Origin of the sequence: Blautia sp. HCP3S3_C4 (assembly GCF_052064095.1) — a bacterium.
Lineage (GTDB): Bacteria > Bacillota > Clostridia > Lachnospirales > Lachnospiraceae > Blautia_A.
In genome coordinates this window covers 104,382-128,875 of sequence record NZ_JBQHWF010000010.1, presented here as the reverse complement: position 1 = coordinate 128,875, position 24,494 = coordinate 104,382, and the positions used below count along the sequence as shown (strand labels likewise).

The 24,494-nt window shown below is 41.5% G+C and carries 30 protein-coding genes and 3 pseudogenes; 28 read left to right on the top strand and 5 right to left on the bottom strand.

Annotated features, from left to right (window positions below; all coding sequences use genetic code 11):
• From ACTNC6_RS10725 to ACTNC6_RS10715, 3 genes and pseudogenes are all read left to right on the top strand, one after another.
• Nucleotides 1–377: pseudogene (locus ACTNC6_RS10725) on the top strand (reverse transcriptase domain-containing protein); the annotation flags it as partial.
• A gap of 249 nt (nucleotides 378–626) precedes the next feature.
• Nucleotides 627–815 carry a hypothetical protein gene (locus ACTNC6_RS10720; RefSeq protein WP_441044059.1) on the top strand — a complete coding sequence of 63 codons (189 nt, stop codon included), beginning with the start codon at nucleotides 627–629 and terminating at the stop codon, nucleotides 813–815.
• Nucleotides 796–1,488: a Fic/DOC family protein gene (locus ACTNC6_RS10715; RefSeq protein ID WP_441034833.1), complete on the top strand. Its 693-nt coding sequence runs from the start codon at nucleotides 796–798 to the stop codon at nucleotides 1,486–1,488. Before ACTNC6_RS10720 ends, ACTNC6_RS10715 begins: the two co-directional genes overlap by 20 nt.
• A gap of 96 nt (nucleotides 1,489–1,584) precedes the next feature.
• Here the strand turns inward: ACTNC6_RS10715 and ACTNC6_RS10710 are convergent, their stop codons facing one another.
• Complete coding sequence (locus tag ACTNC6_RS10710) at nucleotides 1,585–1,821, bottom strand: transposase (protein ID WP_441044058.1); 237 nt, start codon at nucleotides 1,819–1,821, stop codon at nucleotides 1,585–1,587.
• Nucleotides 1,822–2,016: 195 nt separating this feature from the next.
• On the opposite strand from ACTNC6_RS10710, the gene ACTNC6_RS10705 reads away from it, so the two are divergent.
• The 16 genes and pseudogenes from ACTNC6_RS10705 (at nucleotide 2,017) to ACTNC6_RS10630 (ending at nucleotide 10,856) form a co-directional block, all read left to right on the top strand.
• Nucleotides 2,017–2,169 (top strand): hypothetical protein, encoded by a 153-nt coding sequence (locus tag ACTNC6_RS10705; RefSeq protein ID WP_441034830.1) that lies wholly within the window; start codon nucleotides 2,017–2,019, stop codon nucleotides 2,167–2,169.
• A 258-nt stretch (nucleotides 2,170–2,427) separates the two neighbouring features.
• Nucleotides 2,428–2,685, top strand: coding sequence for a hypothetical protein (locus ACTNC6_RS10700; RefSeq protein ID WP_441044057.1), 258 nt, complete (start codon nucleotides 2,428–2,430; stop codon nucleotides 2,683–2,685).
• Nucleotides 2,686–2,959: 274 nt separating this feature from the next.
• Entirely contained in the window at nucleotides 2,960–3,259 is a 300-nt protein-coding gene (locus tag ACTNC6_RS10695; protein ID WP_019161589.1) for a helix-turn-helix domain-containing protein, read from the top strand.
• A 161-nt stretch (nucleotides 3,260–3,420) separates the two neighbouring features.
• A pseudogene (locus tag ACTNC6_RS10690) lies at nucleotides 3,421–3,696 on the top strand (MerR family transcriptional regulator); the annotation flags it as partial.
• 142 nt (nucleotides 3,697–3,838) lie between these two features.
• Nucleotides 3,839–4,018 (top strand): annotated as a pseudogene (locus ACTNC6_RS10685) (hypothetical protein); the annotation flags it as partial.
• Nucleotides 3,981–4,916, top strand: a complete 936-nt coding sequence (locus ACTNC6_RS10680; RefSeq protein WP_441034827.1) for an RNA-guided endonuclease InsQ/TnpB family protein — start codon at nucleotides 3,981–3,983, stop codon at nucleotides 4,914–4,916. The pseudogene ACTNC6_RS10685 and the gene ACTNC6_RS10680, both read left to right, overlap by 38 nt.
• Before the next feature lie 179 nt (nucleotides 4,917–5,095).
• Entirely contained in the window at nucleotides 5,096–5,368 is a 273-nt protein-coding gene (locus tag ACTNC6_RS10675) for a hypothetical protein (protein ID WP_433844407.1), read from the top strand.
• A complete protein-coding gene (locus tag ACTNC6_RS10670) occupies nucleotides 5,352–5,630 on the top strand; it encodes a DUF4160 domain-containing protein (RefSeq protein ID WP_441044056.1) in 279 nt (92 codons plus the stop codon). Before ACTNC6_RS10675 ends, ACTNC6_RS10670 begins: the two co-directional genes overlap by 17 nt.
• 301 nt (nucleotides 5,631–5,931) lie before the next feature.
• Nucleotides 5,932–6,138, top strand: coding sequence for a hypothetical protein (locus tag ACTNC6_RS10665; RefSeq protein WP_441044063.1), 207 nt, complete (start codon nucleotides 5,932–5,934; stop codon nucleotides 6,136–6,138).
• Nucleotides 6,139–6,151: 13 nt separating this feature from the next.
• Nucleotides 6,152–6,580 (top strand): DNA-processing protein DprA, encoded by a 429-nt coding sequence (locus ACTNC6_RS10660; protein ID WP_441044055.1) that lies wholly within the window; start codon nucleotides 6,152–6,154, stop codon nucleotides 6,578–6,580.
• 59 nt (nucleotides 6,581–6,639) lie between these two features.
• Nucleotides 6,640–7,074: a hypothetical protein gene (locus ACTNC6_RS10655; protein ID WP_441044054.1), complete on the top strand. Its 435-nt coding sequence runs from the start codon at nucleotides 6,640–6,642 to the stop codon at nucleotides 7,072–7,074.
• A 170-nt stretch (nucleotides 7,075–7,244) separates the two neighbouring features.
• Nucleotides 7,245–7,601: a hypothetical protein gene (locus tag ACTNC6_RS10650; RefSeq protein WP_441044053.1), complete on the top strand. Its 357-nt coding sequence runs from the start codon at nucleotides 7,245–7,247 to the stop codon at nucleotides 7,599–7,601.
• Between the two features lie 259 nt (nucleotides 7,602–7,860).
• Nucleotides 7,861–8,934, top strand: a complete 1,074-nt coding sequence (locus tag ACTNC6_RS10645; protein WP_441044052.1) for an AAA family ATPase — start codon at nucleotides 7,861–7,863, stop codon at nucleotides 8,932–8,934.
• 59 nt (nucleotides 8,935–8,993) lie between these two features.
• Complete coding sequence (locus ACTNC6_RS10640) at nucleotides 8,994–9,233, top strand: hypothetical protein (protein ID WP_441044051.1); 240 nt, start codon at nucleotides 8,994–8,996, stop codon at nucleotides 9,231–9,233.
• Nucleotides 9,211–9,753, top strand: a complete 543-nt coding sequence (locus ACTNC6_RS10635; protein ID WP_441044050.1) for an HNH endonuclease — start codon at nucleotides 9,211–9,213, stop codon at nucleotides 9,751–9,753. Before ACTNC6_RS10640 ends, ACTNC6_RS10635 begins: the two co-directional genes overlap by 23 nt.
• The gene (locus ACTNC6_RS10630; RefSeq protein ID WP_441044049.1) at nucleotides 9,750–10,856 is read left to right on the top strand and encodes an RNA-guided endonuclease TnpB family protein; all 1,107 of its coding nucleotides are present in this window, start codon (nucleotides 9,750–9,752) and stop codon (nucleotides 10,854–10,856) included. Before ACTNC6_RS10635 ends, ACTNC6_RS10630 begins: the two co-directional genes overlap by 4 nt.
• A 75-nt stretch (nucleotides 10,857–10,931) precedes the next feature.
• On the opposite strand, the gene ACTNC6_RS10625 is transcribed toward ACTNC6_RS10630, so the two are convergent.
• The gene (locus ACTNC6_RS10625) at nucleotides 10,932–11,243 is read right to left on the bottom strand and encodes a hypothetical protein (protein ID WP_441044048.1); all 312 of its coding nucleotides are present in this window, start codon (nucleotides 11,241–11,243) and stop codon (nucleotides 10,932–10,934) included.
• A 430-nt stretch (nucleotides 11,244–11,673) separates the two neighbouring features.
• Here ACTNC6_RS10625 and ACTNC6_RS10620 point away from each other — a divergent pair, with 430 nt between their 5' ends.
• Nucleotides 11,674–13,014: an MATE family efflux transporter gene (locus ACTNC6_RS10620; RefSeq protein ID WP_441044047.1), complete on the top strand. Its 1,341-nt coding sequence runs from the start codon at nucleotides 11,674–11,676 to the stop codon at nucleotides 13,012–13,014.
• Nucleotides 13,015–13,027: 13 nt separating this feature from the next.
• Here ACTNC6_RS10620 and ACTNC6_RS10615 read toward each other — a convergent pair whose 3' ends face one another.
• Nucleotides 13,028–14,131: a ComEC/Rec2 family competence protein gene (locus ACTNC6_RS10615; RefSeq protein ID WP_441044046.1), complete on the bottom strand. Its 1,104-nt coding sequence runs from the start codon at nucleotides 14,129–14,131 to the stop codon at nucleotides 13,028–13,030.
• 199 nt (nucleotides 14,132–14,330) lie between these two features.
• Here ACTNC6_RS10615 and ACTNC6_RS10610 point away from each other — a divergent pair, with 199 nt between their 5' ends.
• The 5 genes from ACTNC6_RS10610 (at nucleotide 14,331) to ACTNC6_RS10590 (ending at nucleotide 18,958) form a co-directional block, all read left to right on the top strand.
• Nucleotides 14,331–15,074, top strand: coding sequence for a CpsB/CapC family capsule biosynthesis tyrosine phosphatase (locus tag ACTNC6_RS10610; protein ID WP_441044045.1), 744 nt, complete (start codon nucleotides 14,331–14,333; stop codon nucleotides 15,072–15,074).
• 6 nt (nucleotides 15,075–15,080) lie between these two features.
• The gene (locus ACTNC6_RS10605; RefSeq protein ID WP_441044044.1) at nucleotides 15,081–15,836 is read left to right on the top strand and encodes a YveK family protein; all 756 of its coding nucleotides are present in this window, start codon (nucleotides 15,081–15,083) and stop codon (nucleotides 15,834–15,836) included.
• Nucleotides 15,837–15,839: 3 nt separating this feature from the next.
• A complete protein-coding gene (locus ACTNC6_RS10600; protein ID WP_441044043.1) occupies nucleotides 15,840–16,547 on the top strand; it encodes a polysaccharide biosynthesis tyrosine autokinase in 708 nt (235 codons plus the stop codon).
• Nucleotides 16,548–16,559: 12 nt separating this feature from the next.
• Nucleotides 16,560–17,360, top strand: a complete 801-nt coding sequence (locus ACTNC6_RS10595; protein WP_441044042.1) for an immunoglobulin-like domain-containing protein — start codon at nucleotides 16,560–16,562, stop codon at nucleotides 17,358–17,360.
• A gap of 62 nt (nucleotides 17,361–17,422) precedes the next feature.
• Nucleotides 17,423–18,958 carry an LCP family protein gene (locus ACTNC6_RS10590; protein WP_441044041.1) on the top strand — a complete coding sequence of 512 codons (1,536 nt, stop codon included), beginning with the start codon at nucleotides 17,423–17,425 and terminating at the stop codon, nucleotides 18,956–18,958.
• A 5-nt stretch (nucleotides 18,959–18,963) separates the two neighbouring features.
• Here the strand turns inward: ACTNC6_RS10590 and ACTNC6_RS10585 are convergent, their stop codons facing one another.
• Nucleotides 18,964–19,119, bottom strand: a complete 156-nt coding sequence (locus ACTNC6_RS10585) for a hypothetical protein (RefSeq protein WP_019161618.1) — start codon at nucleotides 19,117–19,119, stop codon at nucleotides 18,964–18,966.
• A gap of 205 nt (nucleotides 19,120–19,324) precedes the next feature.
• On the opposite strand from ACTNC6_RS10585, the gene ACTNC6_RS10580 reads away from it, so the two are divergent.
• On the top strand, nucleotides 19,325–20,218 hold the full coding sequence (locus ACTNC6_RS10580) for a S8 family peptidase (RefSeq protein WP_433844390.1): 894 nt from the start codon (nucleotides 19,325–19,327) through the stop codon (nucleotides 20,216–20,218).
• 75 nt (nucleotides 20,219–20,293) lie between these two features.
• Nucleotides 20,294–21,502, top strand: coding sequence for an NADP-dependent isocitrate dehydrogenase (locus ACTNC6_RS10575; protein ID WP_173742842.1), 1,209 nt, complete (start codon nucleotides 20,294–20,296; stop codon nucleotides 21,500–21,502).
• Nucleotides 21,503–21,548: 46 nt separating this feature from the next.
• On the opposite strand, the gene abc-f is transcribed toward ACTNC6_RS10575, so the two are convergent.
• A complete protein-coding gene (gene abc-f / locus ACTNC6_RS10570) occupies nucleotides 21,549–23,459 on the bottom strand; it encodes a ribosomal protection-like ABC-F family protein (RefSeq protein WP_441044040.1) in 1,911 nt (636 codons plus the stop codon).
• 271 nt (nucleotides 23,460–23,730) lie between these two features.
• Here abc-f and ACTNC6_RS10565 point away from each other — a divergent pair, with 271 nt between their 5' ends.
• Nucleotides 23,731–24,378, top strand: coding sequence for a redox-sensing transcriptional repressor Rex (locus tag ACTNC6_RS10565; RefSeq protein ID WP_019161622.1), 648 nt, complete (start codon nucleotides 23,731–23,733; stop codon nucleotides 24,376–24,378).
• Nucleotides 24,379–24,494: the final 116 nt, after the last annotated feature.

Below are 24,494 nucleotides of genomic sequence, written 5' to 3'. Positions count from 1 at the left end.
CTGAAAGTGGATTTAAGAACAGACAACTTCATATAGAAGACTATCTGCAAATGGTATCTGCGGAACAGAAAGAGTATGCAGAAGTGTTCGACTACTCTAAGATTACTGAAAAGAGCGGTGTCATCACAGACTATTGGACGAACAATCTTTTGGATTTGATTTTGCGAAAAGAAAATCTTAATAAGGCGTATAAGCAAGTAAAATCAAACAAAGGAAGCGGCGGAATTGACGGAATGCAGATGGATGAACTTCTACCCTACCTAAGAGAAAACCAGAAAACCCTAATCCAAGAGATAAGAGACGGCAAATATAAGCCAAATCCAGTTCGAGGGGTACTAGGGGTCAGGCACCAGAAACAGCAAATAAAAGTTTTGTGAAAAATCTATAAAGCCAACTCGGAACAGAAGTTTGTGGTAAATGGTGATTCTGCTTACTTGTTCATTTGTATCAAAAATACAGGTTTGTTGTATACATCAGACAGGTAGTATCACTGTGAACACAAATTGCTAAAGTGCCTAATGTAGATAAAATTTATTTTTACTGTATTAAAGAGAGATTCTGTGCTATAATACTAATATCTATAAGACTTTTTCTTTAGTAATGGGGAAAGGAGAAAGGATACAAATATGACAGTTGATAGAAAGGTAAGTAGTATTGAGGCTAGTTTCAAGATGGAGAATATGCAATTTGATACAGAGTGTCGTCAAAGAGTGAAGAATGTGCTTACTAAGAAGGTATCAGTTGCTGATGCAATTGCAGAGTTGAATAACAAGTATGGTGTATCCTCAAAGCGTCGTGAAAGATCAAGAGTATGATTATTTTTATGATAACGAAAAAGACAAAAAGTATTGTTATCCAGGAACAAATATATTAAAGAATAAGCTCGATATTAGAGATATTGATGTTTTGCATAAAGCGGAGAGAGATTACTCATCTGTCCGTCAGGCTGAGCTGGCAAATAAAGGTGTGACTGGAGATTTTTCATTCAATCATCTTTGTTCAATTCATAAGCAGCTATTTCAGGATGTATATGCATGGGCTGGAAAGACAAGAACAGTTGATATTTCAAAGGGCACAATTTTTTGTTTGGTACAGTTTATAGAAGTGCAGTTTGAGGATCTTTATAGAAAACTAAAGAATGAAAATTTTTTATCGGATATAACGGATAAGAAAGAGATGAGCTGTCGACTTGCTTATTATTTAGGTGAATTAAATATGATTCATCCATTCAGAGAAGGGAACGGAAGAACTCAAAGAATCTACATAGAACAGTTATGTCAGAATAATGGAAGATTTGAGATAGACTTTACCGAATCATCAAAAGAAGAGATGGTTTTAGCCAGTATTCGCTCTGCTAATGTGTCAAATGATTTGTTGGAAGCCCTGATATTTAAGTGCCTTATTAAAATTTCGAAAAACAGTGGAACAGATAGTGCTCCTATACGTCACACGGTGTCAGGCAGTGCACCCTGCAAGGGCTTGAAATAATGCAGGTGGAAATCCTGCCTGGAAAGGAACTAACCAATCCACTGTTTATTGTAAAATAAAAATGGTTCTTCCGCATATTTACGTACAATCCTGATTTTATACAGGATTGTACATCAGCTTTGCTGCTAATAACTTCTTGCTACATCGACCATACATAGTGCGTTTTACCATCTTCACTTTGTTATTTGTTCCTTCTACAAAAGCATTGCTTAAGTCACTGGCAACTGCATTTTCAACAGCTGAAATATCCTTTTCCAATCCACTTGCAAAAGATGCTAACTCTTTTAATGAAGAATACTTGTAGCGGTCAATAAATAGATATAATAATGGCATTTTTTTCGTCCGAAATATTTCATGACCACAGTGGGGTCAGGTACCAGAAACTGCAAATAAAAGTTTTATGAAAATTCTATAAAGCCAACTCAGGCGCATAACTTGTGTGGTAATGATGTTCGGAACTTAACATACTGCCCTTGTGTGACGCTGGTCACTTACTTGCAGTAGGTGCGGATCACCCATACGAAAGGTATGCTCCTGTTTACCGACAAAAGCATCGAGGAGATCGGTCTGGAATGCAGCATCGGAGAGCTGAACTACTTCAGCCGTGTGTTCAAGAAGCTGGAAGGCGTCAGTGGCTCAGAATGCAAAGATGGCTATTCTTATATTTTGTCAGACGATTGAGCAGGGACAGTTCTTTAGATACGACATATATATGCTGTGTCTGCAGATTCTGTTGATAGCCTTTGTCCAGCAACGTCTCAAACTGTTTTATGATTCGATGGATATCTGAGAATATGCTTGAGCTTTTATTGTTTTTTGAGAATTGACGTGATATAATAGTTACATTTACATGGCACTATATCAATGGTTTCGTAAAAAATTGCATGAAAATGGCTTAAAGACATTTATATGCGCCATAACAGCGTAGGAGGAGTAGATATGTTTCTGAGAACAAGTACTAGATCTGTACTTGAAAAATCGTTGGGAATGACTGTTGCAGAACTTGCAAGAATGGATTATGATCAAGAAATGACTTTCGTGAAAAGCAAATCAGGGAAAAAACCAGTTTTTTCTAAGACGGTTGATCATCGTATTGCAGCACGTGGCAACCATACGATTACAACTAAGAAAATAATGACAATGGAAGATGTCGATAGACGAATAGAGGGATGGAAGAAAGATGAGCGGAAGTACTAAGATTGATTCAGCCTTTCTTGTTAAATACAAAGATCAGCTAGATGAAGTTTTTCGGACTTATATTGAGGATATTAATCCATTCATTGTGAAATTTGAGTCCCAAAAAAATGTGTTTCCAGTTGAGGTCTCTCTAGGGTCAGACCCCATGAAGTACCTATAAAATGATTAAACAAGCTCTAAAAGTTCTGTAAAGAAAGTATAAATATCTTGCGGAGGCATATCATCCGTGATATAATTTGCTTAAAAATTATGTTGAGCAAAGGATGAGAAGCATATGCAGGAAAATATGAAAGAGTATTTTTCAGAAAAGGAAGCCCGTGAAAGGCGTCTGGCGATTTATACAGAAAAGATACAGGAAACCGTGTTAAATAAATCAGCAGAAACGATCAGAAGCCTGGTAGATGAAAGACATAACCAGAAGATGACGCAGCAGGAGATTTCAGATATTACCGGGATCAAGCCGTCAAATCTGGCCCGCTTCGAAAGTGGAGGCAGAGTGCCCACCTTGATAGTATTGGAGAAATATGCCAATGCTCTTGGGAAACACATCGAAATAAAAATCTGTGATGACTGACAGATTTTTATTTGAAGAATCATACATGATAACATAAATCAAAACAATATCAAAAAGACCGTATAATTTGGAAGAATGCAACATCGGATGCAGATTTTTTGATAATAATAAAAAAATATGGTGTATGAAAATAAAATAATTGTTATAATCTAAGTAAGAATATGATAATTATCTCTAGGGTCAGACCCTGCGAAGTACATGAATTTTCAAAAATTATAGGCGTATCTGCCCAGACATTATGAAATTGGGTGCCAATGGAAAACTTCATCCGCATCATACTACAGTAAGTGGCTATAGAATTATTCTGATGAGCAACTCAACCAGGTAATAAATGTAAAGCCTAAAAACCGCATTACAATTGGCTATTGCGATTTGGTTTTGAGCTGATAGAATATATCGCTTCACTTTATAATTGTGAGATTGAGATCATTGATAATACTGAAAAATCGTTACTGTTCACACAGCACTATCCCGCGAGGTGTTTTGGCATGAATATGCCAAAATTCCGAGACATACAAGCCAAAATTCCATTGCCGCAGGCAATCTGGAATGAATTTTGGCTACGTTACTGAGAACGGAGTGAACAGTAACGAAAAATCCGAACAGCAGGAACTTGTTGAAGATCTGGTTCAGCTAATCACAGTATGCAGTTGTAAATTACAGGGAAAACGAGCGGATAAAGCTAAGAAACTTATCCGTGAACTGATACAGGAGGAAACAGATGGTAAAAGCCATAAAAGATGCCTGTACTGCGTATAAGAACTTTTTTAAGGGTTTGCAGAAATTCCCAAGATTCAAGTCAAAAAAGAGATCAATGCCGAAGTTCTATCAGGACAACGTTAAGATACGCTTCAGTAATACACACGTTAAATTTGAAGGCTTTTCTTCCAGCAGGAAAGCAAATAAACAAAAAATGAATTGGGTAGGACTTGCAGAACATGGACGTATTCCGACAAATGCTAAATATATGAACCCGAGAATATCCTTTGACGGATTGAACTGGTGGATCAGCGTATGTGTAGAATTTCCTGACTGCAGGGAAACACTTAATGATGACGGAGTCGGCATAGACCTGGGAATCAAAGATCTGGCTGTCTGCTCTGATGGGACTAAATATAAGAACATCAATAAGAGTCAGAAAGTAAAGAAATCAGAAAAACAGAAACGCAGATTACAGCGTAGCATCTCTCGTTCTTACGAGAAAAATAAGAAAGGGGAAAGTTACTGTAAAACAAATAATGTAATCAAAAAGGAAAAACTTTTATTAAAACGAAATCACAGATTAACAAACATCCGTAAAAATTATTTAAATCAGACCATATCGGAGATCGTAAATCGAAAACCAAGATTTATATGTATTGAAGATCTGAATGTCAGCGGAATGATGAAAAACAGACATTTATCCAAAGCAGTTCAGGCACAGGGATTTTTCTGGTTTAGAAAACAGCTTGAATATAGGTGCAGCGATAAAGGAATCCAGCTTATTGTGGCTGATCGGTTTTATCCATCATCAAAGCTTTGCAGCTGTTGTGGAAACATCAAAAAAGATCTCAAGTTATCTGACAGAGTTTATAGATGTGCGTGTGGGAATATGATTGACAGAGATTTCCAGGCATCTATAAATCTCAAGACTTATGGAGAAAAATTTGCAAGCTGACACTGAAACGTTAATGCAAATATGTACGGATACGTTAGTCCGGAATTTACGCCTATGGAGAGTACAAGAACTTGTGAGTAGATTGATATTTATATCATCAAAAGCATACTCGTTGAAGTAGGAATGGAACATAGAAGTTTATAACTTTTTATAAGTTTTCAGTAACGGAAAAAGATATTATGATGTATCCATTTATGACATTGAACGACAATACAGAAATTACACATTCTGAGATGAAACCAAATGGTAGAGTAAAAGTGTATATAGAAACTCCAGATGAGAAGTATTGTTTTAAACACGCAACATGTTGGCTTCCAGATTATGAATGGGAAGATATATTTCAGTATTCAGATGAAGAAATAAGTCGTTTTGATGAAATTATACATTCCATGGCGCACTTGATTATAGAGTTTTCACAAGAGGGAGGATTTGATAATGCCTCGAATTTTTAGGTTTGGCGAGTACTGGATTTATTTTTGGACAAATGAAAATAAGCCACTTGAGCCTGTTCATATTCATGTTGCCAAGGGAGCACCGACAGCAAATGCGACAAAAATATGGATAACCAGTACAGGTAATTGCTTGCTTTGTAATAATAATTCCCACATTGCAAATCATACCCTTCGCAATATTATGCGTATGATAGAGGCCAGACATGATGATGTGATACAGGCATGGATTCAATATTTTGGAGAGATTCGATACTTTTGTTAGAAGATTCTGTAATATAAAAAAATGTGTGAACAGTGAAGAAATATGCCAATGCTCTTGGGAAACACATTGAAATAAAAATCTGTGATGACTGACAGATTTTTATCTAAATAATCATACATGATAATATAAAATATAACAACATCAAAGGAGGGATAACTATTGCAAGAAAATTAAGAGTTTGGTTTCCGGGCGCAACCTACCATATTATGCACAGGGGAGTGAGAAGAAAACCGATATTTGAGGATGAAATGGACTATCAGGTGTTTCTTCAGATCTTAAAAAGCGCATTGATAAAATATAGATCCTTGATGCGGATTCTTTGGGCCTTTTACGGGAAACCAGCGAAAAATATGGATATAGTGCACGTGTGATCCATAAACTCTTAAGGCTTGCCAGAACCAGTGCTGATCTGGAGGGAGAAGAGCAGGTCAGGCTGAAAGATATAGAAAAAGTCCTGACGTGCCGGGAACTGGACAAAAGTAACAGTAAAATGGTGGTGGTTAAATAATGATATACTGGATATGGCTTACGCAGATACCATTTATCGGACCTGTTACAGCCAGGAAGCAAAACAGAAAACGGTATTCCTGGCATCGGAATATGCAAAGACCCAGATCGCAGTTGTCAGTGGAATGGCCAAAGGAATCGACAGCTATGCACATACTGCATGTCTCAATTCCGGTGGCTATACAATAGCAATATTAGGAAATGGCCTGGATATCTGCTATCCAAGTGAACACCACAAACTGATGAAATGTATAGAGGAAAAAGGTCTGCTTCTGTCAGAATATCCACCCGGAACTCCACCATCCAGATACACCTTTCCCAGAAGAAACCGCCTGATCAGCAGTTGGTCTGATAAATTAATCATAATCCAGGCCGGGAAAGGCAGCGGAGCATTGATAACGGCAGAATATAGCAGAAAATATGGAAGAAAAGTGGAAATATAGAAAACCATTGCGGTTTAAGATGAAGATTGTTATAATAAAAAACAGACAGAATGTAGAAAGTGGAAATTGCAGACACGGCTTTTTACTATGATACGGTAGAACAGCATCAAAAAGCACTTACCGGAAGAACACGTACTAATGGTGGGATTTTACCTGATGATAATGTTCGTGTTTATGTACCGCTGGACTTAAATGCAGCGCAGATATTGAACAGACTACAGCAAATCTATCAGATTATGGAAAGTCCGGATGATACGAATGAATTAGAGTTTTCTTACCAGGTGGGTAAAATTATCTCACAACTTGAAATATATGATCAGGTGTGTGTAGCAAGAGGTTTAGGAAATGCGGTAAGAATTAAAGAACATCTCCACAGTAAGAATGGTATAGAACTGGCTGGTAAGATTGTTAGTATTTTACTGAAAGATGAAGGCAGCGCAGAACGTTTTCCATATGATGCTGTGGAGAAGTTAAAAATGGAATTTGGAATATGATGTATATTTGCATGAGAATAGAGAAGAATTTACAAACGTAGTTAATCGGGCAAGTGAATACTTTCATATCCTGCCGATTATGTCAAAGAAATAGGAAGGTTAGAGATGAGTAAAAAAATAAACAGGAAAATGAAAAAGAATATGGAATTGTTTCATGGGTGGGTTTGGTATTGTCGATAATAAGTGTAGTGATTGCAGTTTGGACTATATCAGCAAGTAATACGAATGCAAAAACTGATAGACGTGTAGATACATATACGGAAGCTATGGTATCTTTAGATACGTTAGCTTTTTATGAATGGAGTACGGAAAATGGATATGAAGAGATAGTTAATAATGAAATAGATGATGAGTGGATGCGCAAACAATTGCTTGAAGCAGTGAAGATTAAAGCTAGATTAGAATTATTTGATGAAAAGAAGGCAGAGAAATATTGGAATATAATTTCTCAGATATTTGATGAAGGACATAAATTCGATACAAATGAGTACGAAAAATTAAAAAAGGAAATTAAAGAAGAAATTTAGTATTCAGGTGGATTGTTACAAAGTCAAGGAGATTTTCGGGACGGCTGTTTTGCAGAGGGTTGTTTGAGTTTGATGATATTATACATAATAGTTTGGGATGTATGCTGGGGCGTTTGTTGGGGAATAGGATGATAAGGTTGGTGTATGGAAAGCAAAGGTCAGGGGCTAGAAGAAAAATTGACAAGCTATCTTGAAAAATGTTATAGTCGAATAGTTAATATTTGTAAGAACATATACTCGTTGAAAGGTGACAGAAATTATGTGTGAATTTAGAATTCAGGAGTTAAGTCTTTTTAATTACAGAATATTTGAAAATAAAAAATTTACGTTAAATCCGAGAATGAATGTTTTTGTAGGAAAAAATGGATCGGGAAAGACATCTGTATTAGAGGCTGTAAATGTGATGCTAGGAGCGTATCTTGCAGCATACAAAACATATGTTCCGTCCCGATTTGTATATAACATAAAATCAACGGATGCAAGACAGAAAGCACAAATTTCTGAGGATAGTACAATTCTTACTACAGGAACAATTTCGCAGTATCCATGTAAAGTAAGTTGCAAGGCACAGTGGGATAAGAAGGGCGAACCTATAGAATTTCAACGTGTTATTTTGAAAGAAGATGCCAGAACAAAATTTGGTGGCTCTAATCCTATGCAGCCAACTGTAATTGAATGGGAACAGAAAATTTCTCGGGCAGACCATTCAGATAACGAAGTCATTCTTCCGCTGGTGCTTTATCTTAGTACGGCACGATTGTGGAAAGATGGAAATAAAAAAGCAGTTAAGAAAGGTGTATTTGGAAGAACAGAGGCATATAGTCACTGCCTTGATGCACAGCATGGACTGGATATTGCATTTCGTTATATTGAGATGCTTAAAGCCGTTGCAGTAGAAGAAAATGGTGGGAAGCTTTTTCCGTCTTATGAGGCAATTTTGAAAGCAGTAAATGAAGCATTCAGAGAAGAACTTCAACCAGGAGAAGAAATTATATCGTCAACAAAGTATGAGAATGATATGATTGCGCTTAAAACATCAGATGGAACTGTTTTGCCATTCCAAATGCTGAGTGATGGCTATCGAAATGTAATAAAAATTATTCTGGATATTGCTACAAGAATGTGTATTTTAAATCCATATTTAAAGGGAGAAGCACTGAAAAAAACACCTGGAATCGTTCTGATTGATGAGATTGATCTGAGCCTGCATCCTACCTGGCAAAGACGTATTGTAGGAATTTTAAAAGAATTATTTCCAAGAATCAGTTTATTTGTGCAACGCATTCTCCGTTTATCATTCAATCATTGGAAGAAGGGGAACTGCTTACATTAGATCAGCCATTGGACAGCGAATATTCAGGTGAGGGACTTGAGGATATTGCGGAGGATATTATGGGGGTAGTATTACCGCAATATAGTGAAAAGAAGCGAAAAATATATGAAGTGTCAAAGGAGTATTTTGCTGCATTGCGAGATGCTAAAAACCCAGATGAGATAGAGAAACTCGGAAAGAGACTGGCTGAACTAGAAGCTGAATATAGTGAAAATCCTGCATACATGGCATGGGTTCATCAACAATATATAGAACAGGCATGGAAAGTGAAAAAGAATGAGACCAGTAGACAAAGGTGAATCACCTTATGAAAAAATAGATAAATATCAGGATGCATTACCATATTTGGAAGATAAGATAGGTCTGTATTGTTCTTACTGTGAAATGCCAATCAAGCATGTTCCGGAGGTAGAACATGTAGTATCTAAGTCGAAAGGTGGAGATTTCACAGCCTGGGAGAACCTGAATTTAGGGTGCAAGTATTGTAATTCCAGAAAGTCATCGAAAGTAACACTGAATAATAAGAATGATTATTTATGGCCAGATGAGGATAATACAGCGATTGCTTATTTATATACCAATGGTTTTCCGATGGTAAATAGAGATGTGTTAAATAAATTAGATACAACGGGTATGTATTTCAAAAAGGCACAAAATACATATGATCTGGTTGAATTGGGAAAGATACCCGAAAAAGGGGATAAGGACAGACGATTTGCAGAGAGAAATGCAACTTATTATAAGGCAAGAAAATCTTTGGAAAACTGGAGGCATGTGAAAGATGCTCCTGAATGGTTTCAGAATGATATGAAAGGGTGAGAAAGATAAACCGGGCAGTAAAAATAAGGATCTATCCAAATAAAGAACAGATAACCCAGATAGAGAAGACAATCGGCTGCAGTCGTTTTCTCTATAACCGGATGCTTGCGGATAAGATCCGTTATTATCAGGAAGAAAAAAAGATGCTGAAAAATACGCCGGCCGGATATAAAAAAGAATATCCATGGCTGAAAGAGGTAGATTCTCTTGCGCTGGCGAATGTACAGTTAAATCTGGAAGGGGCTTTCCGGAAATTTTTCCGGGAACCGGAAGTGGGATTTCCGCATTATAAATCAAAAAAACATTCGCGGAAATCCTATACAACGAATATGGTAAATGGGAATATCTGTCTGCAGGACAGGTTCCTGAAACTGCCAAAGATGCAGCCGGTAAAAATAAAACTCCACCGTATGATCCCGGAGGGATGGAAGCTGAAATCAGTGACTGTGAGCAGGGAACCGTCCGGAAAATATTTTGCCAGCCTGCTGTTCGACTGTGAAAACCAAACAGCGGAGAAAAGACAGGCGGAGAAATTCCTGGGGATGGATTTTGCCATGCATGGGATGTGTGTATTTTCTACTGGTGAAAGAGCCGGATATCCCATGTTCTACCGGAATGCAGAGAAAAAACTTGCCCGGGAACAGAGAAAACTTTCCAGATGTGAAAAGGGCAGCCGTAACTATCAGAAACAGAAGAAAAAGGTTGCTTTATATCATGAAAAGATAAAGAACCAGAGGAAGGATTTCCAGCATAAGCTCAGCCACAGCCTTGCAGAAGACTATGACGCAGTATGTGTGGAGGATTTGAACCTGAAGGGGATAGCCGGAGGCCTGCATTTCGGAAAAGGGATACAGGATAACGGATACGGCCAGTTCCTTTCCATGCTTGGATATAAGCTGGAAGAACGTGGAAAATATCTGATAAAAGTAGACAGATATTTTGCATCCAGCAAGATATGCAGCGTATGCGGACATAAGAAGAAAGAACTGGCATTATCAGAACGGATATACCTATGCGAATGTGGAAACCGGATGGACCGGGATGTGAATGCGGCGGTCAATATTCTGAAAGAAGGAAAAAGAATATATAAAAAATGTGCATAATAGCACAGAAAAGATCCGTAACCGGATAAAAAAAGAACCGCGGGACACGCGGGGATAGCCTGTTTTAGCTTTGCCCTAAAGGGCAATTGAGCAGGAAGCTCCCACTTCAAAATCTGTAAAATTTAAGTGGCGAGAGCATGTCACGTTGTATTGTCCGAAGGTAATCTTTACAGGAACCTTTTTTCCTAACAGGAAGGTCATTGCAAAGATGCAGGAGAGTATCTGCGAAATAACCGTTGCAATGGCAGCGCCGGAAATTCCCATATGAAAACCAAAAATAAAAATCGGGTCTAACAGGATGTTACATCCTGCGCCGATCAGTACGGTAAACATTCCTACAAGGGGGAAGCCCTGACAGTTGATAAAGTAATTAAGCCCTGTAGCCATCAGTGCGAAAAAGGTATCTGTTCTGCTTTTTTATGATTTTTTTCTCCCATTCGGATTCCCATGGTAATGGAACCTCCGATTCCTACCAGAGTGCCAATTGCGCGGTCATAGAAGGGATGGCAAGCTGGAGCACCAGAGTGCGTACGGGTGCCTTGCCAAGATTTGCTGTTGTGTTCATTTTAATTTTCCTCATCCATTCGACAGGGACTGCCGCATCTGTATGTGCAGCAGCCCCTGTTATTAATCATTGTCAATTCTAACAGATATGGACAGAAAAAGCTATAATATTTGAGATAAAAAAGACATAAAAAAAGAATAGAAAATATCTTGCAGATGGATATACCCAGTGGTATAATTCCAGAAAAAGTTTTGGCAGACAGCCAGCAGGATAGCTTTTTTTATCAGGGCTTTATAGGAGGAAAATGACAAGATGCAGACAGATATGACAGCAGGGAAGCCTATGAAGATGGTGCTTGGTTTTACCATTCCTGTTTTTCTTGGAAATGTGTTTCAGCAGCTGTACAGTATGGCAGATGCAGTGATCGTAGGAAAGTTTGTGGGTACCGGAGGCCTGGCTGCAGTTGGGGCAACAGGCACCATCAATTTCCTTATTATTGGTTTTGTGCTTGGTATTACTGCAGGATTTGCGGTTCTGACGTCTCAGAAGTTTGGCGCCGGACGTATGAATGAAATGCGTAAGACTGTAGGAAATGCGGCAATTCTTTCAGCAGTGATCACGATAGTCTTGACTGCAGTCAGTATGCTGGGAATGCACTGGCTGCTTGTCTTTATGAATACACCGGAGGATATTTTTGACGGAGCATATGGATATATTATGATTATCTGTGGGGGGATTTTTACCCAGGTATTGTATAATCTGGTGGCCAGCATCCTCAGGGCTTTGGGGAACAGCAGGACACCTCTGTATTTCCTGATTCTGGCGGCAGGGCTTAATATTGTCCTTGATCTGGTCTTTATCATTGTGTTCCATTTTGGAGCGCCGGGAGCTGCCTGGGCTACCGTAATCTCCCAGGGAGTGTCTGGAGTTCTCTGCTTGATCTATATCAGGAAATGTGTCCCGGAGCTTCGGATGGAGAGAGAGGACTGGAGATTTGATCCCGGGATTGCAGGAAAACAGATCCGTGTGGGAATCCCCATGGGACTTCAATATTCTATTACTGCCATTGGAACTATGATGGTGCAGAGCTCACTGAATATTCTGGGCTCCGGTGCAGTAGCCGCTTTTACAGCAGGTTCCAAGATTGATAATGTATTTACCCAGGCCTTTGTTGCTCTGGGTACCACCATGTCTACCTACAATGCACAGAATATTGGTGCCCGTCAGCTGGAACGTGTGCGCAAAGGCTTCCGTTCGGCAGATGTGATCGGCTGTATCTATGCAGTGGCAGTGGGCTTTATTCTGTTTTTTGCAGGAAAGTATTTTGCATATCTGTTTATCTCAGATAATGCGGAGACGGTGATTCCTATGGTGGATATCTACTTGCAGTGTGAGGGAATGTTTATGATCCCTCTTTATGTGGTCAATTGCTACCGCAATGGATTTCAGGGAATGGGATATGGGCTTTTGCCTATGCTTTCCGGTGTTGCGGAGCTGATCGGCAGGGGAGTGATGGCTGTTGTGGCTGCCCACGAAAAAAGCTACAGAATGGCCTGTATGGCCAGTCCCTTTGCCTGGATCGTGGCCACAGCCCTTCTGTTTGTACTTTATTTCCATGTAATGAAGGATATGAAGAAAAAACTGTGCCTGTAAGCATCAGATATTTTTACCAGCATTTACTGCAGGCATCATATCCTCTGGATTCTGCGTCAGATTTTGAAATCTGTCTGGCATTGTCCGGATTCATTCTTCCACAGTTGGGAATACTGTGATACTTTTTGCCGGTTGCAGGTATCCACACCATTGTGCCTATATCTGCTCCGGCATTTTCTGTCTGTGCAGGAGCCGGAACGGATACCGTCGTTTCATTCTGACCTGAAGATGTTGCAGAAGAGCCGCCTGCAGAATAATCATTGCAGGGCTCCTGAGACCATGTGATGTTGGTTCCGTCAGATACTGCAATGATTGTGCCCTGTTTATCTGTACGGAATACAGGGATTTCCATATCTGACAGGCGTCCCATGGTATCAGCAGACGGGTGATGATACTGATTATCGATCCCACAGCTTATCACTGCGTAGGAAGGTGAGGTTGCTGCAAGAAAATCCCAGGTTGTAGAGCTTGCGGATCCGTGATGGCCTACAGACAGCACATCGCAGTCAAGGTTCATGCCTGTACTGATCATATCCTGTTCACTGGTTTCCTCGGCATCGCCTGTAAAAATAAAGCTGTTGGAGCCATTTTCAAGCTTGATCACAAGGGAGTTGTCATTACTGTTCTGGCTGATGCCGTCCGGTGCCAGTACAGTGAAGCTTCCGGTACCGAAATCAAAGGTCTCACCTACAGAAGGATACTGTACGATGATGGCATTTGCAGTAGCAGTATTCATGAAATTGTTGAACAAATTGGACGTATGTACATAATCCGGGCCGAAAATATTGCTTACAGAGAAATCATCTATGCAGGGAACAAGGCCACCGATATGATCCTCGTCATAGTGTGAGGCAATCATATAGTCAATGGTTTCTACATTTTGCTGCTGCAGATAAGAGATGAGCAGATCAGCGTGGCTTGGGTCTCCTCCGTCATAGAGAAGATTCTGGCCTCCTGACTGTACCAGGATGGCATTTCCCTGTCCGATATCAATAAAATGTACAGCCATGTCTCCATTTTCATCTGCATAGACTGTCAGTGCCGACTGGGGAGCCAGGGTAAACAGCAGCAGAAACAGGGATAATAATAAGGAAAGTAATTTGTTTTGCTTTTTCATAGGTACCTCCTGTATTGCCTGTTTGTTTTCAGGTATTTTTTTCTTTTGCTTTCTCTGTTTGATTATAGCAAATGGAACCGACAAATTCTATTATATTTTTCATATTCTGTAAAGCAAGTATATTGACATTTGAACAGAGAAATGGTTTAATGAAAAAGATGGTATGCTATTTTTACCATGCGAAGGAGGATTGATAAATATGTCCAGAACAGGTATCTATGACATTCACTGTCATATTGTACCGGGAGTGGATGACGGTGCCTCGGATTATGAGGATACGAAGAAGCTTTTGCGTATGGAATATGATCAGGGGGTAAGGAACATTATTGTCACCCCTCATTTCAGATTTCGTATGTTTGAGACCCCTCTGTCCAGAGTGCAGGAGCAGTTTTTGCTTGTACAGAAGGCAGCAGCGGAGATCGGTGATGATCTTCAGGTATATCTTGGCTGTGAGTTCCATGCCAATATGGAGATGTACCGTATGCTGAGAGAGGGAGAGGTCAGCACCATGGCAGGTTCCAGGTATGTGCTGGCGGAGTTTTCGGAGAGTTCAGAGGGCTCTTACATAAGGGAAAGGCTGAACAAGCTGATTTCCAGTGGCTATAAGCCCATTGCAGCCCATATAGAAAGGTATGAGGCCACAAGGTCAGACCCGGGCTTCGTGGAGGAGCTTGTGGATATGGGAGTATCCATGCAGATCAATGCAGACAGTATTGTCGGCAAGGAAGGCTTTTCCACCAAACGGTATTGCAGGAAGCTGATGAAATATGATCTGGTGAAGTTTGTAGGCTCGGACTGTCACAATACCAGAAGCCGTATCTCAAGGATGGGCGAGGCCTATGATTATGTTGCGAAAAAAATGGGAGAAGCTTATGCAGACCATTTATTTATAGAAAATCCCCGGAGAATTCTGGAGGATGCGAAAAGAAGGAAGGAAAGATAAAGCCAAATGGAACAACACAATGTACAGAACAACGATGAAGTAGAAATTGATTTACTGGAAGTATTCTATGTATTGCTGGATAAGATCTGGGCCATTATCCTGTCAGGTGTGCTTGCAGCATTGGTGGTAGTGGCAGCTACGCTTCTGTTTGTGACCCCGCAGTATGAATCTACTACCAAGATGTATGTGCTCAGCAAGCAGGACAGTAATACGCTGACCAGCCAGGATATGCAGACCAGTTTGTCCCTGACTAAGGACTATGCAGAGCTGATCAAGAGCCGTACAGTTACAGAGGGAGTTATTACCCAGCTGAATCTGGATATGACTCATGAGGAGCTTCTCAAGAAGATGACAGTGGATTCTGCCACAGATACCCGTATCCTGTCAATTTCTGTGAGAGATGCAGATCCTTATGTAGCCTGTGAGATTGCCAATGCTATCCGTGATGTGGCTGCCAACCATATCAAGAATGTTATGGATATCGATGCGGTAAATGTAGTTGAGACTGCCAATATTCCGGAGCAGAAGGTAAGCCCAAGCATTTCCAAGAATGGTGTGATCGGCGGACTGGCAGGTGTGCTTATTGCAGCAGCAGTGATCCTGATTTCCTATCTGTCTAATGATACTATCAAGACTCAGGAGGATGTAGAACGTTATCTGAATCTGAGTACACTGGGTACGATCCCTATGTCTGAAGAGGACCGTAAGAATAAAAAGAAAAAGAAGCAGAAAAAACAAAAAAGGGGAAGAGGGAGAAGATAAGTCATGAAAGAAGTAAATATATATCGTCCAATGCTGGATTATAGTGCCAATGAGTCCTATAAATCCTTACGAACCAATCTCCTTTTCTGTGGAGAAGAGAAAAAGGTAATTGCCATTACCAGCTGTACTCCAAATGAAGGTAAGAGTACAGTATCGCTGAATCTGGCTTTATCTCTGGCAGATTCCGGTAAGAAAGTCCTGCTCATCGATGCGGACCTTCGTAAATCTGTACTTCTGGGAAGAACAGAGGTTGATCAGGAGATCAAGGGCCTTTCCCACCTTCTTTCTCATCAGGAAACCATTGAAAACGTGATTTATGCAACCAATATCCCCAGATTTAATATTATTTATGCAGGAACTGTACCGCCAAACCCTGCGGAGCTTCTTGGTGCAGAATACTTTAAGCGTGTGCTTGCAGCTGTAAAGAAGGTTTATGACTACATAATCATTGATACTCCTCCTCTTGGAAGTGTTATTGACAGTGCGGTTATTGCAGATGAATGTGACGGTTCCATCATTGTTATGGAATCCGGAGCCATCAGTTATCGTTTTGCCCAGGAGGTTAAGGAGCAGCTGGAGAAATGTGACTGCCCGATCCTTGGTGTGATCCTGAATAAAGTAGATATGAGTAAGCAGGGCTACTATGGTAAATATTATGGCAAATACTACGGAAAATATTATGGCAAAGATAATAACAGTAAAGACCAGTAAGGAGCAGTGATTATGGCAAAAAAGTGGATTGCAGTGATGCTGGTTGTCTGCGTGGGGCTGGCTGGCGGAGTCGTATATCTGAGAACGGAGTCCGATCATAAGGGTCCTGAGATTGTCTGCTCAGATCAGGCGGCAAAAGAATATGACCCTTCTATGAGCGACGCAGACCTGACCCAGGGTATTACTGCCAGTGATGATGTAGACGGAGATGTGACAGATACTCTGACTGTGGAATCCGTGTATGAGGTGGATGATTCTCATGTGGTTGTCACTTATGTGGCAAAGGACAAATCCAATAATATTACTAAGTTTAAGAGAAATTTAGATGCTGATCCCGAGGAAATGCGGGACAGTGGGGTAGTGAAGAGAGGAACGAAGTCTGATGCTGAGACGGAAACAGATGCAGAGCCTACCCAGGTTCCGGTGGAGGATGTGGAGACAGGTGATTCTGAGTCTGGCAGTACAGATCTGTCTTTGACTCCAACCCCTGAATTAACCCCTGCCTCAGATGACCCTGCTGCCTTGGCAGAACAGGAGCAGGAGGCAAAGGCGGATGCCATGCCATCCACCAGCCCGAAAATTTATCTTACAGACTATTATGTGACTACTTCTGTGGGAAGCTCTGTGAATCTGCTTTCTTATGTGAAGGATATCCAGGATGATACAGATGAGACCTCTGAACTGTGGAAGAGGATCCAGATCACAGGACAGGTGAATACTGCAGTAGCAGGTACCTATACCTGTACCTATTATGTAGTTGACACAGCCGGCAATATGTCCAACAGTGCTGAGTTGACGGTGGTTGTAGAATAGCTTAGAAAGTGATTGGGCTGCCTGTCTTTACAGGCAGCTTTCAGTCGTAGAGAGGATATAAGATGAAGGTTAAATCAAAAAAACAGGATCGGATTCCCGGAATTGTCATTTCCCTGATCTTATTTGTTATTGAGTGCGCTTTTTTGGTGCTGCTCCTTTATACGAAGCTTATTTCCATGAAATATATCGGCATAATAGCTGCCGGGCTTCTTTTGCTTCTGGTGATCGTATATTTTCTGGTGAGAAAAATACGAAAGACGGTGCCTTTTTGTATCGGTGTAGTGCTGGCTCTTTTGATTACAGTAGTGTTGGGTCTGGCCAGTCTGTATATATACAAGACAGTATCTACGCTGGATAGTATTACCGGAGTAAATCAGGAGTATACAGAGATCAATGTGTATGTAAAGCAGGATGATAAAGCCCAGAAGCTGGCCGATGCATCCGGTTATACCTTTGGTGTTCTGGGAGAGCTGGACCGTACCAACACAGATGCAGCTCTGAAGCAGGTGTATAATGAACTGGGAACTGATGTACAGACCAGCGAATATGCAGGCCTGGGAGAACTGGCAGATGCTTTGAACAATGGAACCTGCGGTGCCATTCTGCTGAATAAGGCTTACCTGGATGTGATCGCAGAAATGGATCAGTATGGATCTTTTCCATCCCAGATCAGAGAAATCGCTTCCCTGAAGGTTGCTACAGTGGTTGAGAGAAATACACCTGCAGCCCAGCAGACATCCTCTGCTGATCAGGAACAGACCTCTTCAGATACTTCTGCAAAGGATGATGCGGTTACAGATGAGGTATATACTATTTTTGTCAGCGGTATTGATACCAGAGGCGGAATGACTGCCTCCAGCCGCAGTGATGTGAATATTATCCTTACCCTTAATGCTACTACAAAGCAGATCCTTATGGTCTCCACACCCAGAGATTATTTTGTGCCCTTGTCTATTTCCAACGGTGTGCCGGATAAGCTGACCCATGCAGGCATCTATGGTGTAAATGTATGTATGGATACCTTGGATATGCTTTATGATATCGATATCAATTACTATTTCAGATTGAATTTTGCAGGATTTGAGCAGATTATTGATGCCCTTGGCGGAGTTAACGTTAATTCTGATTATGATTTTGATTCTGGTAATACTACGGGCTATCACTTTAATAAAGGTGAAAACCACCTGAACGGCGAACAGGCTCTTGTCTTTGCCAGAGAACGTTATGCTTTTAAAGAGGGAGACCGTCAGCGAGGACGCAATCAGATGGCTGTGATCCAGGGTGTAGTCGATAAGGCAACCCAGCCTGCGTTCCTGAAAAATTACCTTTCTGTTCTGGACAGTCTGGATGGTGCTTTTGAGACCAATGTTCCTTATGATGTGATGGCCTCTCTGGTCCGCAAACAGTTGGACGAGGGTGGAAGCTGGCAGGTATTGTCTTATAGCGTAGATGGTACAGGGGATACCCAGAAGCCTTATTCCATGAGCTCTAAGGCATATGTTATGATTCCGGATCAGAACACAGTGGATAAGGCTAAGGTGCTGATGAAGAAGGTGCGGGAAGGCTTCCGGTTATCTGAGGCAGATGTGGCCAGATAGGATGACTACCGCAGCGGGTGCTTTTTCTTCCATTCACGGATGAATTCCAGCTGTTCCTGGTCGGAGATTTCCTGGGAAGCAGCGTCGTTTCCGGCTGCTACACAGCAGAGCAGGATAAAGAGCTGAAACAGCAGAAAGATAAGTATCAACAGTAAGATCATAGAATATTCCTCCCCTTGGATGACATATTTGACGGATTGTTGTGAGATACATCACTTTTTAAGTATTGGCCTATCATCCGGGATTTATACATTTTATGAAAAATCGGCAGAAATATGTGTTCAAAGCACATATGAAGTTTCATTTAAAAATCCTCCGAATAAAGTAGAGTAAGCAACATCTTCTGCTTTTTCGGAGGATTTTTATATGGAAAATTTTGACATAGATCAATTAGGTGATACAGGCTATACCGGAAAAAATGTCTGCGTGTGTGTGCTGGATACCGGCATTTATCCTCATATAGATTTCAGAGACCGGATTATCGGGTTTCAGGATTTTGTGGGAAAGCATATGTTACCTTATGATGACAATTCCCATGGAACCCATGTAAGCGGCATTATCGGCGGCGATGGGAGCGCTTCAGGAGGAAGAATCAGGGGAATCGCCCCGGAGTGCAATCTGGTTGCCCTGAAGATACTTGACAGATATGGAAATGGAAAAAAGAGGGATGTATTGCGGGCCTTTGACTGGATTCTGAAAAATAAAGATGCTTACGGGATTCAGGTAGTAAATATTTCCATAGGGACAACCTGCAGGGAAAAACAGGATCACAGACAGCTGATCGAAGGGGTGGAAAGACTGTGGGATGCAGGGCTGGTAGTGGTGGCTGCTGCAGGAAATCAGGGTCCCCGGTCAGGAAGTGTTACAGCTCCGGGCAGCAGCCGTAAGATCATCACTGTGGGATCAAGCGACCTGCTTACAGGCAGAACGGCTATTTCCGGGCGGGGACCTACCTCAGAGTGCATCTGTAAGCCGGATCTGGTAGCTCCGGGTAATCGTATTCTGTCCTGCGCTCCGGGAACGGATTTTGCCTATGGAGTAAAAAGCGGAACCTCTATGTCCACACCCTTAGTCAGTGGCGCTGCAGCCCTTCTTCTGCAAAAATATCCTACCCTTACCAATGTGGAAATCAAAAGATGCCTGAAGGAATCGGCCAGAGACCTGGGGCTGCCCAGGAATCTGCAGGGCTCAGGAGAACTGGATATGAAACAGGCATTGACGAACGAATCTATTTCCGTTAAAATGATACGTAAAATGTAATGCTTCAGTGTAGTAGCGCTGAACAGTTACTGTAAAATGCTAAAGGGATAAACCCGTACAAAGAGGAGGATCTTTATGAAAAAAATTCAGATGCAGACACCGCTTGTGGAGATGGACGGAGACGAGATGACCCGAATCCTCTGGAAGATGATCAAGGATGAGCTTCTTCTTCCTTTTATTGATCTGAACACAGAGTACTATGATCTTGGCCTGGAATACAGAAATGAAACAGATGATCAGGTAACTGTAGATGCAGCAGAAGCTACAAAGAAATATGGCGTTGCTGTAAAATGTGCGACCATCACTCCCAATAAAGCCAGAATGGAAGAGTACACACTGAAAAAAATGTACAAAAGTCCTAACGGTACCATCCGTGCCATTCTGGACGGAACCGTGTTCCGTGCCCCTATTGTAGTGAAAGGGATTGAGCCATGCGTAAAAAACTGGAAGAAACCCATTACCATTGCCCGTCACGCTTATGGAGATGTATATAAGAATACAGAAATGTATATTGACGGACCGGGAGATGCCTATCTGCTGTTTAAGGGTGAGAACGGTGAGGAGAAAAAGGAACTGATCCATCATTATGAGGGTGCAGGTGTCCTTCAGGGAATGCATAACCTGGATGCATCCATCACAAGCTTTGCAAAGTGCTGCTTTAATTATGCACTGGATACAAAGCAGAGCCTGTGGTTTGGAGGCAAGGATACGATCTCCAAGATTTATGACGGACGCTTCAAGGAGATTTTTGCAGAGGTTTATGAGCAGGAGTTCAAAGAGAAATTTGAGGCTGCCGGAATTGAATATTTCTACAGCCTGATTGATGATATCGTTGCCCGTGTTATGAAGGCAGAAGGGGGATTTATCTGGGCCTGCAAGAACTATGACGGAGATGTTATGAGTGATATGGTTTCCTCTGCTTTTGGTTCTCTGGCAATGATGACTTCTGTGCTGGTATCTCCGGATGGATATTATGAATATGAGGCTGCACATGGAACTGTACAGAGACATTATTATCGTCACCTGAAAGGGGAAGAGACTTCCACCAATTCCGTTGCTACTATTTTTGCATGGACAGGTGCTCTCAGAAAGAGAGGAGAGCTGGACGGCAATCAAGAACTGATGGAATTTGCAGATAAGCTGGAAAAAGCCACTCTGGGAACCATCGAGGATGGCAGAATGACCAAGGATCTGGCTCTGATCACAACCTTAAAGGATGTAGAAGTATTAAACAGTGAGCAGTTTATTAAAGCAATCCGTGAAAAGCTTACATCCCTGATGTAAGAGGCAATCTGATATAAGATACAAAATAAAAAGGGAAGGGCCTGCATTATGCAAGCTCTTCCCATTTTTCATATAAGCCCTCCAGTTCTTCTGTGATGGCTGTCTTTTCTTTGCTTAATCTGGCGCATTCTGCCACATTGGTGCATATATCCGGGAGAACCATGGTTTCATCGATTTCCTTATCTCTGATTTCCAGTTCTTCGATCCGGGCTTCCACCTTCTTTAATTCATTTTCACGCTTTCTCTGCCGCGCCTGCTCTTCCTTCTGCTGCTGCCAGGAAAGCTTATTGTCTGAGGCTTGTTTGACCTCTGCTTCAGCCTGGGCTGCTGCCGGAGCATATTTTTCTGTAAGCTCTTCCCGCTTTTCCAGATAATAATCATAGTCACCAATGTAGTTTACAATGGCCTGATTGGTCAGATCCAGAATCCTAGTGGCTGTCTGATTGATAAAATATCGGTCATGGGAGACATAGAGTACAGTACCGGTATAGCTGTTTAAAGCCTCCTCCAGGATTTCCTTGGAGGCAATGTCCAGATGGTTGGTAGGCTCATCCAGGATCAGGAAGTTGGCCTCTGACAGCATAAGCTTTGCCAGGGATACACGGCCTCTCTCGCCACCGGAGAGGGCAGAGATCAGCTTAAATACGTCATCCCCTGTGAAGAGAAAGGCTGCCAGCATATTTCGGATTTCTGTCTCTGTAAGCGTTGGATAAGTGTCTGAAATTTCCTGGAAAATAGTTTTTTCCATGTGGAGTACATGGTGCTCCTGATCATAATATCCAATCTGTACCTTGGAGCCGAGAGCAAAGCGTCCGCTGTCAGCGTCTACCAGACCGTTAAGGATTTTCAGCATGGTAGTTTTGCCGGTACCGTTATTGCCGATGAGAGCCACCCGTTCCCCACGCTTAATGTCAAAAGAAATATTGGAAAACAAAGTCTGTCCGGGAAAAGCTTTGGATAAATCCTCCACAGTGAGTACATCATTTCCGCTGATGTATCTGGGCTCCAGGGAAATCCGCATCTGATTCTGGATCTCCAGAGGCTTTTCGATCCGCTGCACCTTATCCAGCATTTTTTCACGGCTTTCGGCACGTTTGATAGATTTCTCACGGTTAAAGGATTTCAGCTTGGCAATGACCGCCTCCTGGTGCTTAATATCCCGCTGTTGATTTAAGTAAGCTTTATACTGGGCATCCCTGAGCTGGGCTTTTTTCAGAGCGTAGGCAGAGTAATTGCCGCTGTACATTCGCATATTGCCGGCTTCAATCTCTACTACCTTAGTGACAACCTTATCCAGGAAATAACGGTCATGGGAGACAATAAAAACAGCTCCCGGATAATTCAGCAGATAGGTTTCCAGCCAGGAAATGCTTTCCATATCCAGGTGGTTGGTGGGCTCATCCAGCAGAAGAATGTCAGGATTGGAGAGCAGAAGCTTGCCCAGGGCAACCCGGGTTTTCTGACCGCCGGAAAGAGTTTCAATCTGTTTTTCGAAGTCCTCCTCTGTAAAGCCAAGTCCCTTTAATACACCCATAATCTCGCTTTTATATGCATAACCGTTCTCAAGCTCAAACTGATGGCTCAGTCTGGTATAGGTGTTCATCAGGCTGTCCAGGGCTTCCCCGGCAGCAGTTTTCATTTCATGCTCCATGGAGCGGAGACGGTTTTCCATATCAATGATGTGCTGCTTAGTAGAGATCAGCTCCTCATAGATGGTGTGGTGTCCATGGATATCCTGGTACTGGGCCAGGTAACCGATGCTTTTATCTTTGGCAAGAATAACATTTCCGGAATCCGGGGACAGTTCGTGGATGATAATACGCAGCAGGGTGGTTTTGCCTGCACCGTTGTTGCCGATCAGGGCTGCCTTTTCCCTGTCCTCTATATGGAAGCTGGCATCCTGAAGGATTACCTTCTCGCCAAAGGATTTGCAGATATTCTGACATGATAGGATCATACAAATTCCTCCGAAATTTATATTATTGCAGCAGCCTGCGAATATCCGCTTTGACTGCTGAAATGTACACATACAGAATTTATTATAACTGAACCGGACTGTTTTTGAAAGAAAAAAAGTGTTTTAATTTATGATTTGGATGAAATTTTGCACATTCTATCAGATAGTCTAAATTTAATGATAAAAATTTGTAAATAAAGTACAAATTTAATTTGACAATAAAATAACATTTGGTTATAATTGACCTAGGATATATAAGGAGGGAATATTTGTGGAACCTAAGGAAATTTCAAAAGCGGTGATCAAACGTTTGCCTCGATATTACCGTTATCTGGGAGAACTGATGGAGGAGAATGTAGAACGGATCTCGTCCAACGATCTCAGCAAGAAAATGCACGTGACTGCTTCACAGATCCGTCAGGACCTGAATAATTTCGGTGGATTCGGACAGCAGGGATATGGATATAATGTACGTTATTTATATACTGAAATCGGTAAGATTCTGGGACTTGACACAGTGCACCCGATGATTATCCTGGGTGCCGGTAATCTGGGACAGGCTTTGGCAAATTATGTAGATTTTGAGAAGCGCGGTTTTCGGCTGGTTGGTATTTTTGATGTAAACCCTGTGCTGGAGGGCATTGCAGTAAGGGGAATTGAGATACAGATGCTTAGTGACCTTCCCCTTTTTCTCAAAGAGAATAATGTGGAGATTGCGATTTTGACCTTACCTAAGGCAAAGGCCAAGGAAATGGCGAAGATTCTCATAGAAAACGGGATCAAGGCAATCTGGAACTTTGCACATATTGATCTGGATGCACCGGAGGATGTTATGGTAGAAAATGTACATCTGTCAGAGAGCCTGATGACCCTTTCCTATAATCTGAGTGAATATCGTAAGGAACATGAGAACCAGTAATAATAGTACATATGTAGTTGCCGGCAGCAGAGGGGACGGTGACGATTTGAATGGCTGTGGTCGTTAGATCATAGCTTTTCTTTTTGAAAAAATAGGTGTATACTGTTTCCAATGAC

Excerpts from the sequence above, each read along its gene's own strand:
- ACTNC6_RS10720 (WP_441044059.1), top strand. The coding sequence starts at position 627 with ATGACAGTTGATAGAAAGGTAAGTAGTATTGAGGCTAGTTTCAAGATG.
- ACTNC6_RS10710 (WP_441044058.1), bottom strand. The coding sequence starts at position 1,821 with ATGCCATTATTATATCTATTTATTGACCGCTACAAGTATTCTTCATTA.
- ACTNC6_RS10705 (WP_441034830.1), top strand. The coding sequence starts at position 2,017 with ATGCTCCTGTTTACCGACAAAAGCATCGAGGAGATCGGTCTGGAATGC.
- ACTNC6_RS10700 (WP_441044057.1), top strand. The coding sequence starts at position 2,428 with ATGTTTCTGAGAACAAGTACTAGATCTGTACTTGAAAAATCGTTGGGA.
- ACTNC6_RS10695 (WP_019161589.1), top strand. The coding sequence starts at position 2,960 with ATGCAGGAAAATATGAAAGAGTATTTTTCAGAAAAGGAAGCCCGTGAA.
- ACTNC6_RS10680 (WP_441034827.1), top strand. The coding sequence starts at position 3,981 with ATGGTAAAAGCCATAAAAGATGCCTGTACTGCGTATAAGAACTTTTTT.
- ACTNC6_RS10675 (WP_433844407.1), top strand. The coding sequence starts at position 5,096 with ATGATGTATCCATTTATGACATTGAACGACAATACAGAAATTACACAT.
- ACTNC6_RS10670 (WP_441044056.1), top strand. The coding sequence starts at position 5,352 with ATGCCTCGAATTTTTAGGTTTGGCGAGTACTGGATTTATTTTTGGACA.
- ACTNC6_RS10660 (WP_441044055.1), top strand. The coding sequence starts at position 6,152 with ATGGCTTACGCAGATACCATTTATCGGACCTGTTACAGCCAGGAAGCA.
- ACTNC6_RS10645 (WP_441044052.1), top strand. The coding sequence starts at position 7,861 with ATGTGTGAATTTAGAATTCAGGAGTTAAGTCTTTTTAATTACAGAATA.
- ACTNC6_RS10640 (WP_441044051.1), top strand. The coding sequence starts at position 8,994 with ATGGGGGTAGTATTACCGCAATATAGTGAAAAGAAGCGAAAAATATAT.
- ACTNC6_RS10635 (WP_441044050.1), top strand. The coding sequence starts at position 9,211 with ATGAGACCAGTAGACAAAGGTGAATCACCTTATGAAAAAATAGATAAA.
- ACTNC6_RS10625 (WP_441044048.1), bottom strand. The coding sequence starts at position 11,243 with ATGGCTACAGGGCTTAATTACTTTATCAACTGTCAGGGCTTCCCCCTT.
- ACTNC6_RS10620 (WP_441044047.1), top strand. The coding sequence starts at position 11,674 with ATGCAGACAGATATGACAGCAGGGAAGCCTATGAAGATGGTGCTTGGT.
- ACTNC6_RS10615 (WP_441044046.1), bottom strand. The coding sequence starts at position 14,131 with ATGAAAAAGCAAAACAAATTACTTTCCTTATTATTATCCCTGTTTCTG.
- ACTNC6_RS10610 (WP_441044045.1), top strand. The coding sequence starts at position 14,331 with ATGTCCAGAACAGGTATCTATGACATTCACTGTCATATTGTACCGGGA.
- ACTNC6_RS10605 (WP_441044044.1), top strand. The coding sequence starts at position 15,081 with ATGGAACAACACAATGTACAGAACAACGATGAAGTAGAAATTGATTTA.
- ACTNC6_RS10600 (WP_441044043.1), top strand. The coding sequence starts at position 15,840 with ATGAAAGAAGTAAATATATATCGTCCAATGCTGGATTATAGTGCCAAT.
- ACTNC6_RS10595 (WP_441044042.1), top strand. The coding sequence starts at position 16,560 with ATGGCAAAAAAGTGGATTGCAGTGATGCTGGTTGTCTGCGTGGGGCTG.
- ACTNC6_RS10590 (WP_441044041.1), top strand. The coding sequence starts at position 17,423 with ATGAAGGTTAAATCAAAAAAACAGGATCGGATTCCCGGAATTGTCATT.
- ACTNC6_RS10585 (WP_019161618.1), bottom strand. The coding sequence starts at position 19,119 with ATGATCTTACTGTTGATACTTATCTTTCTGCTGTTTCAGCTCTTTATC.
- ACTNC6_RS10580 (WP_433844390.1), top strand. The coding sequence starts at position 19,325 with ATGGAAAATTTTGACATAGATCAATTAGGTGATACAGGCTATACCGGA.
- ACTNC6_RS10575 (WP_173742842.1), top strand. The coding sequence starts at position 20,294 with ATGAAAAAAATTCAGATGCAGACACCGCTTGTGGAGATGGACGGAGAC.
- abc-f (WP_441044040.1), bottom strand. The coding sequence starts at position 23,459 with ATGATCCTATCATGTCAGAATATCTGCAAATCCTTTGGCGAGAAGGTA.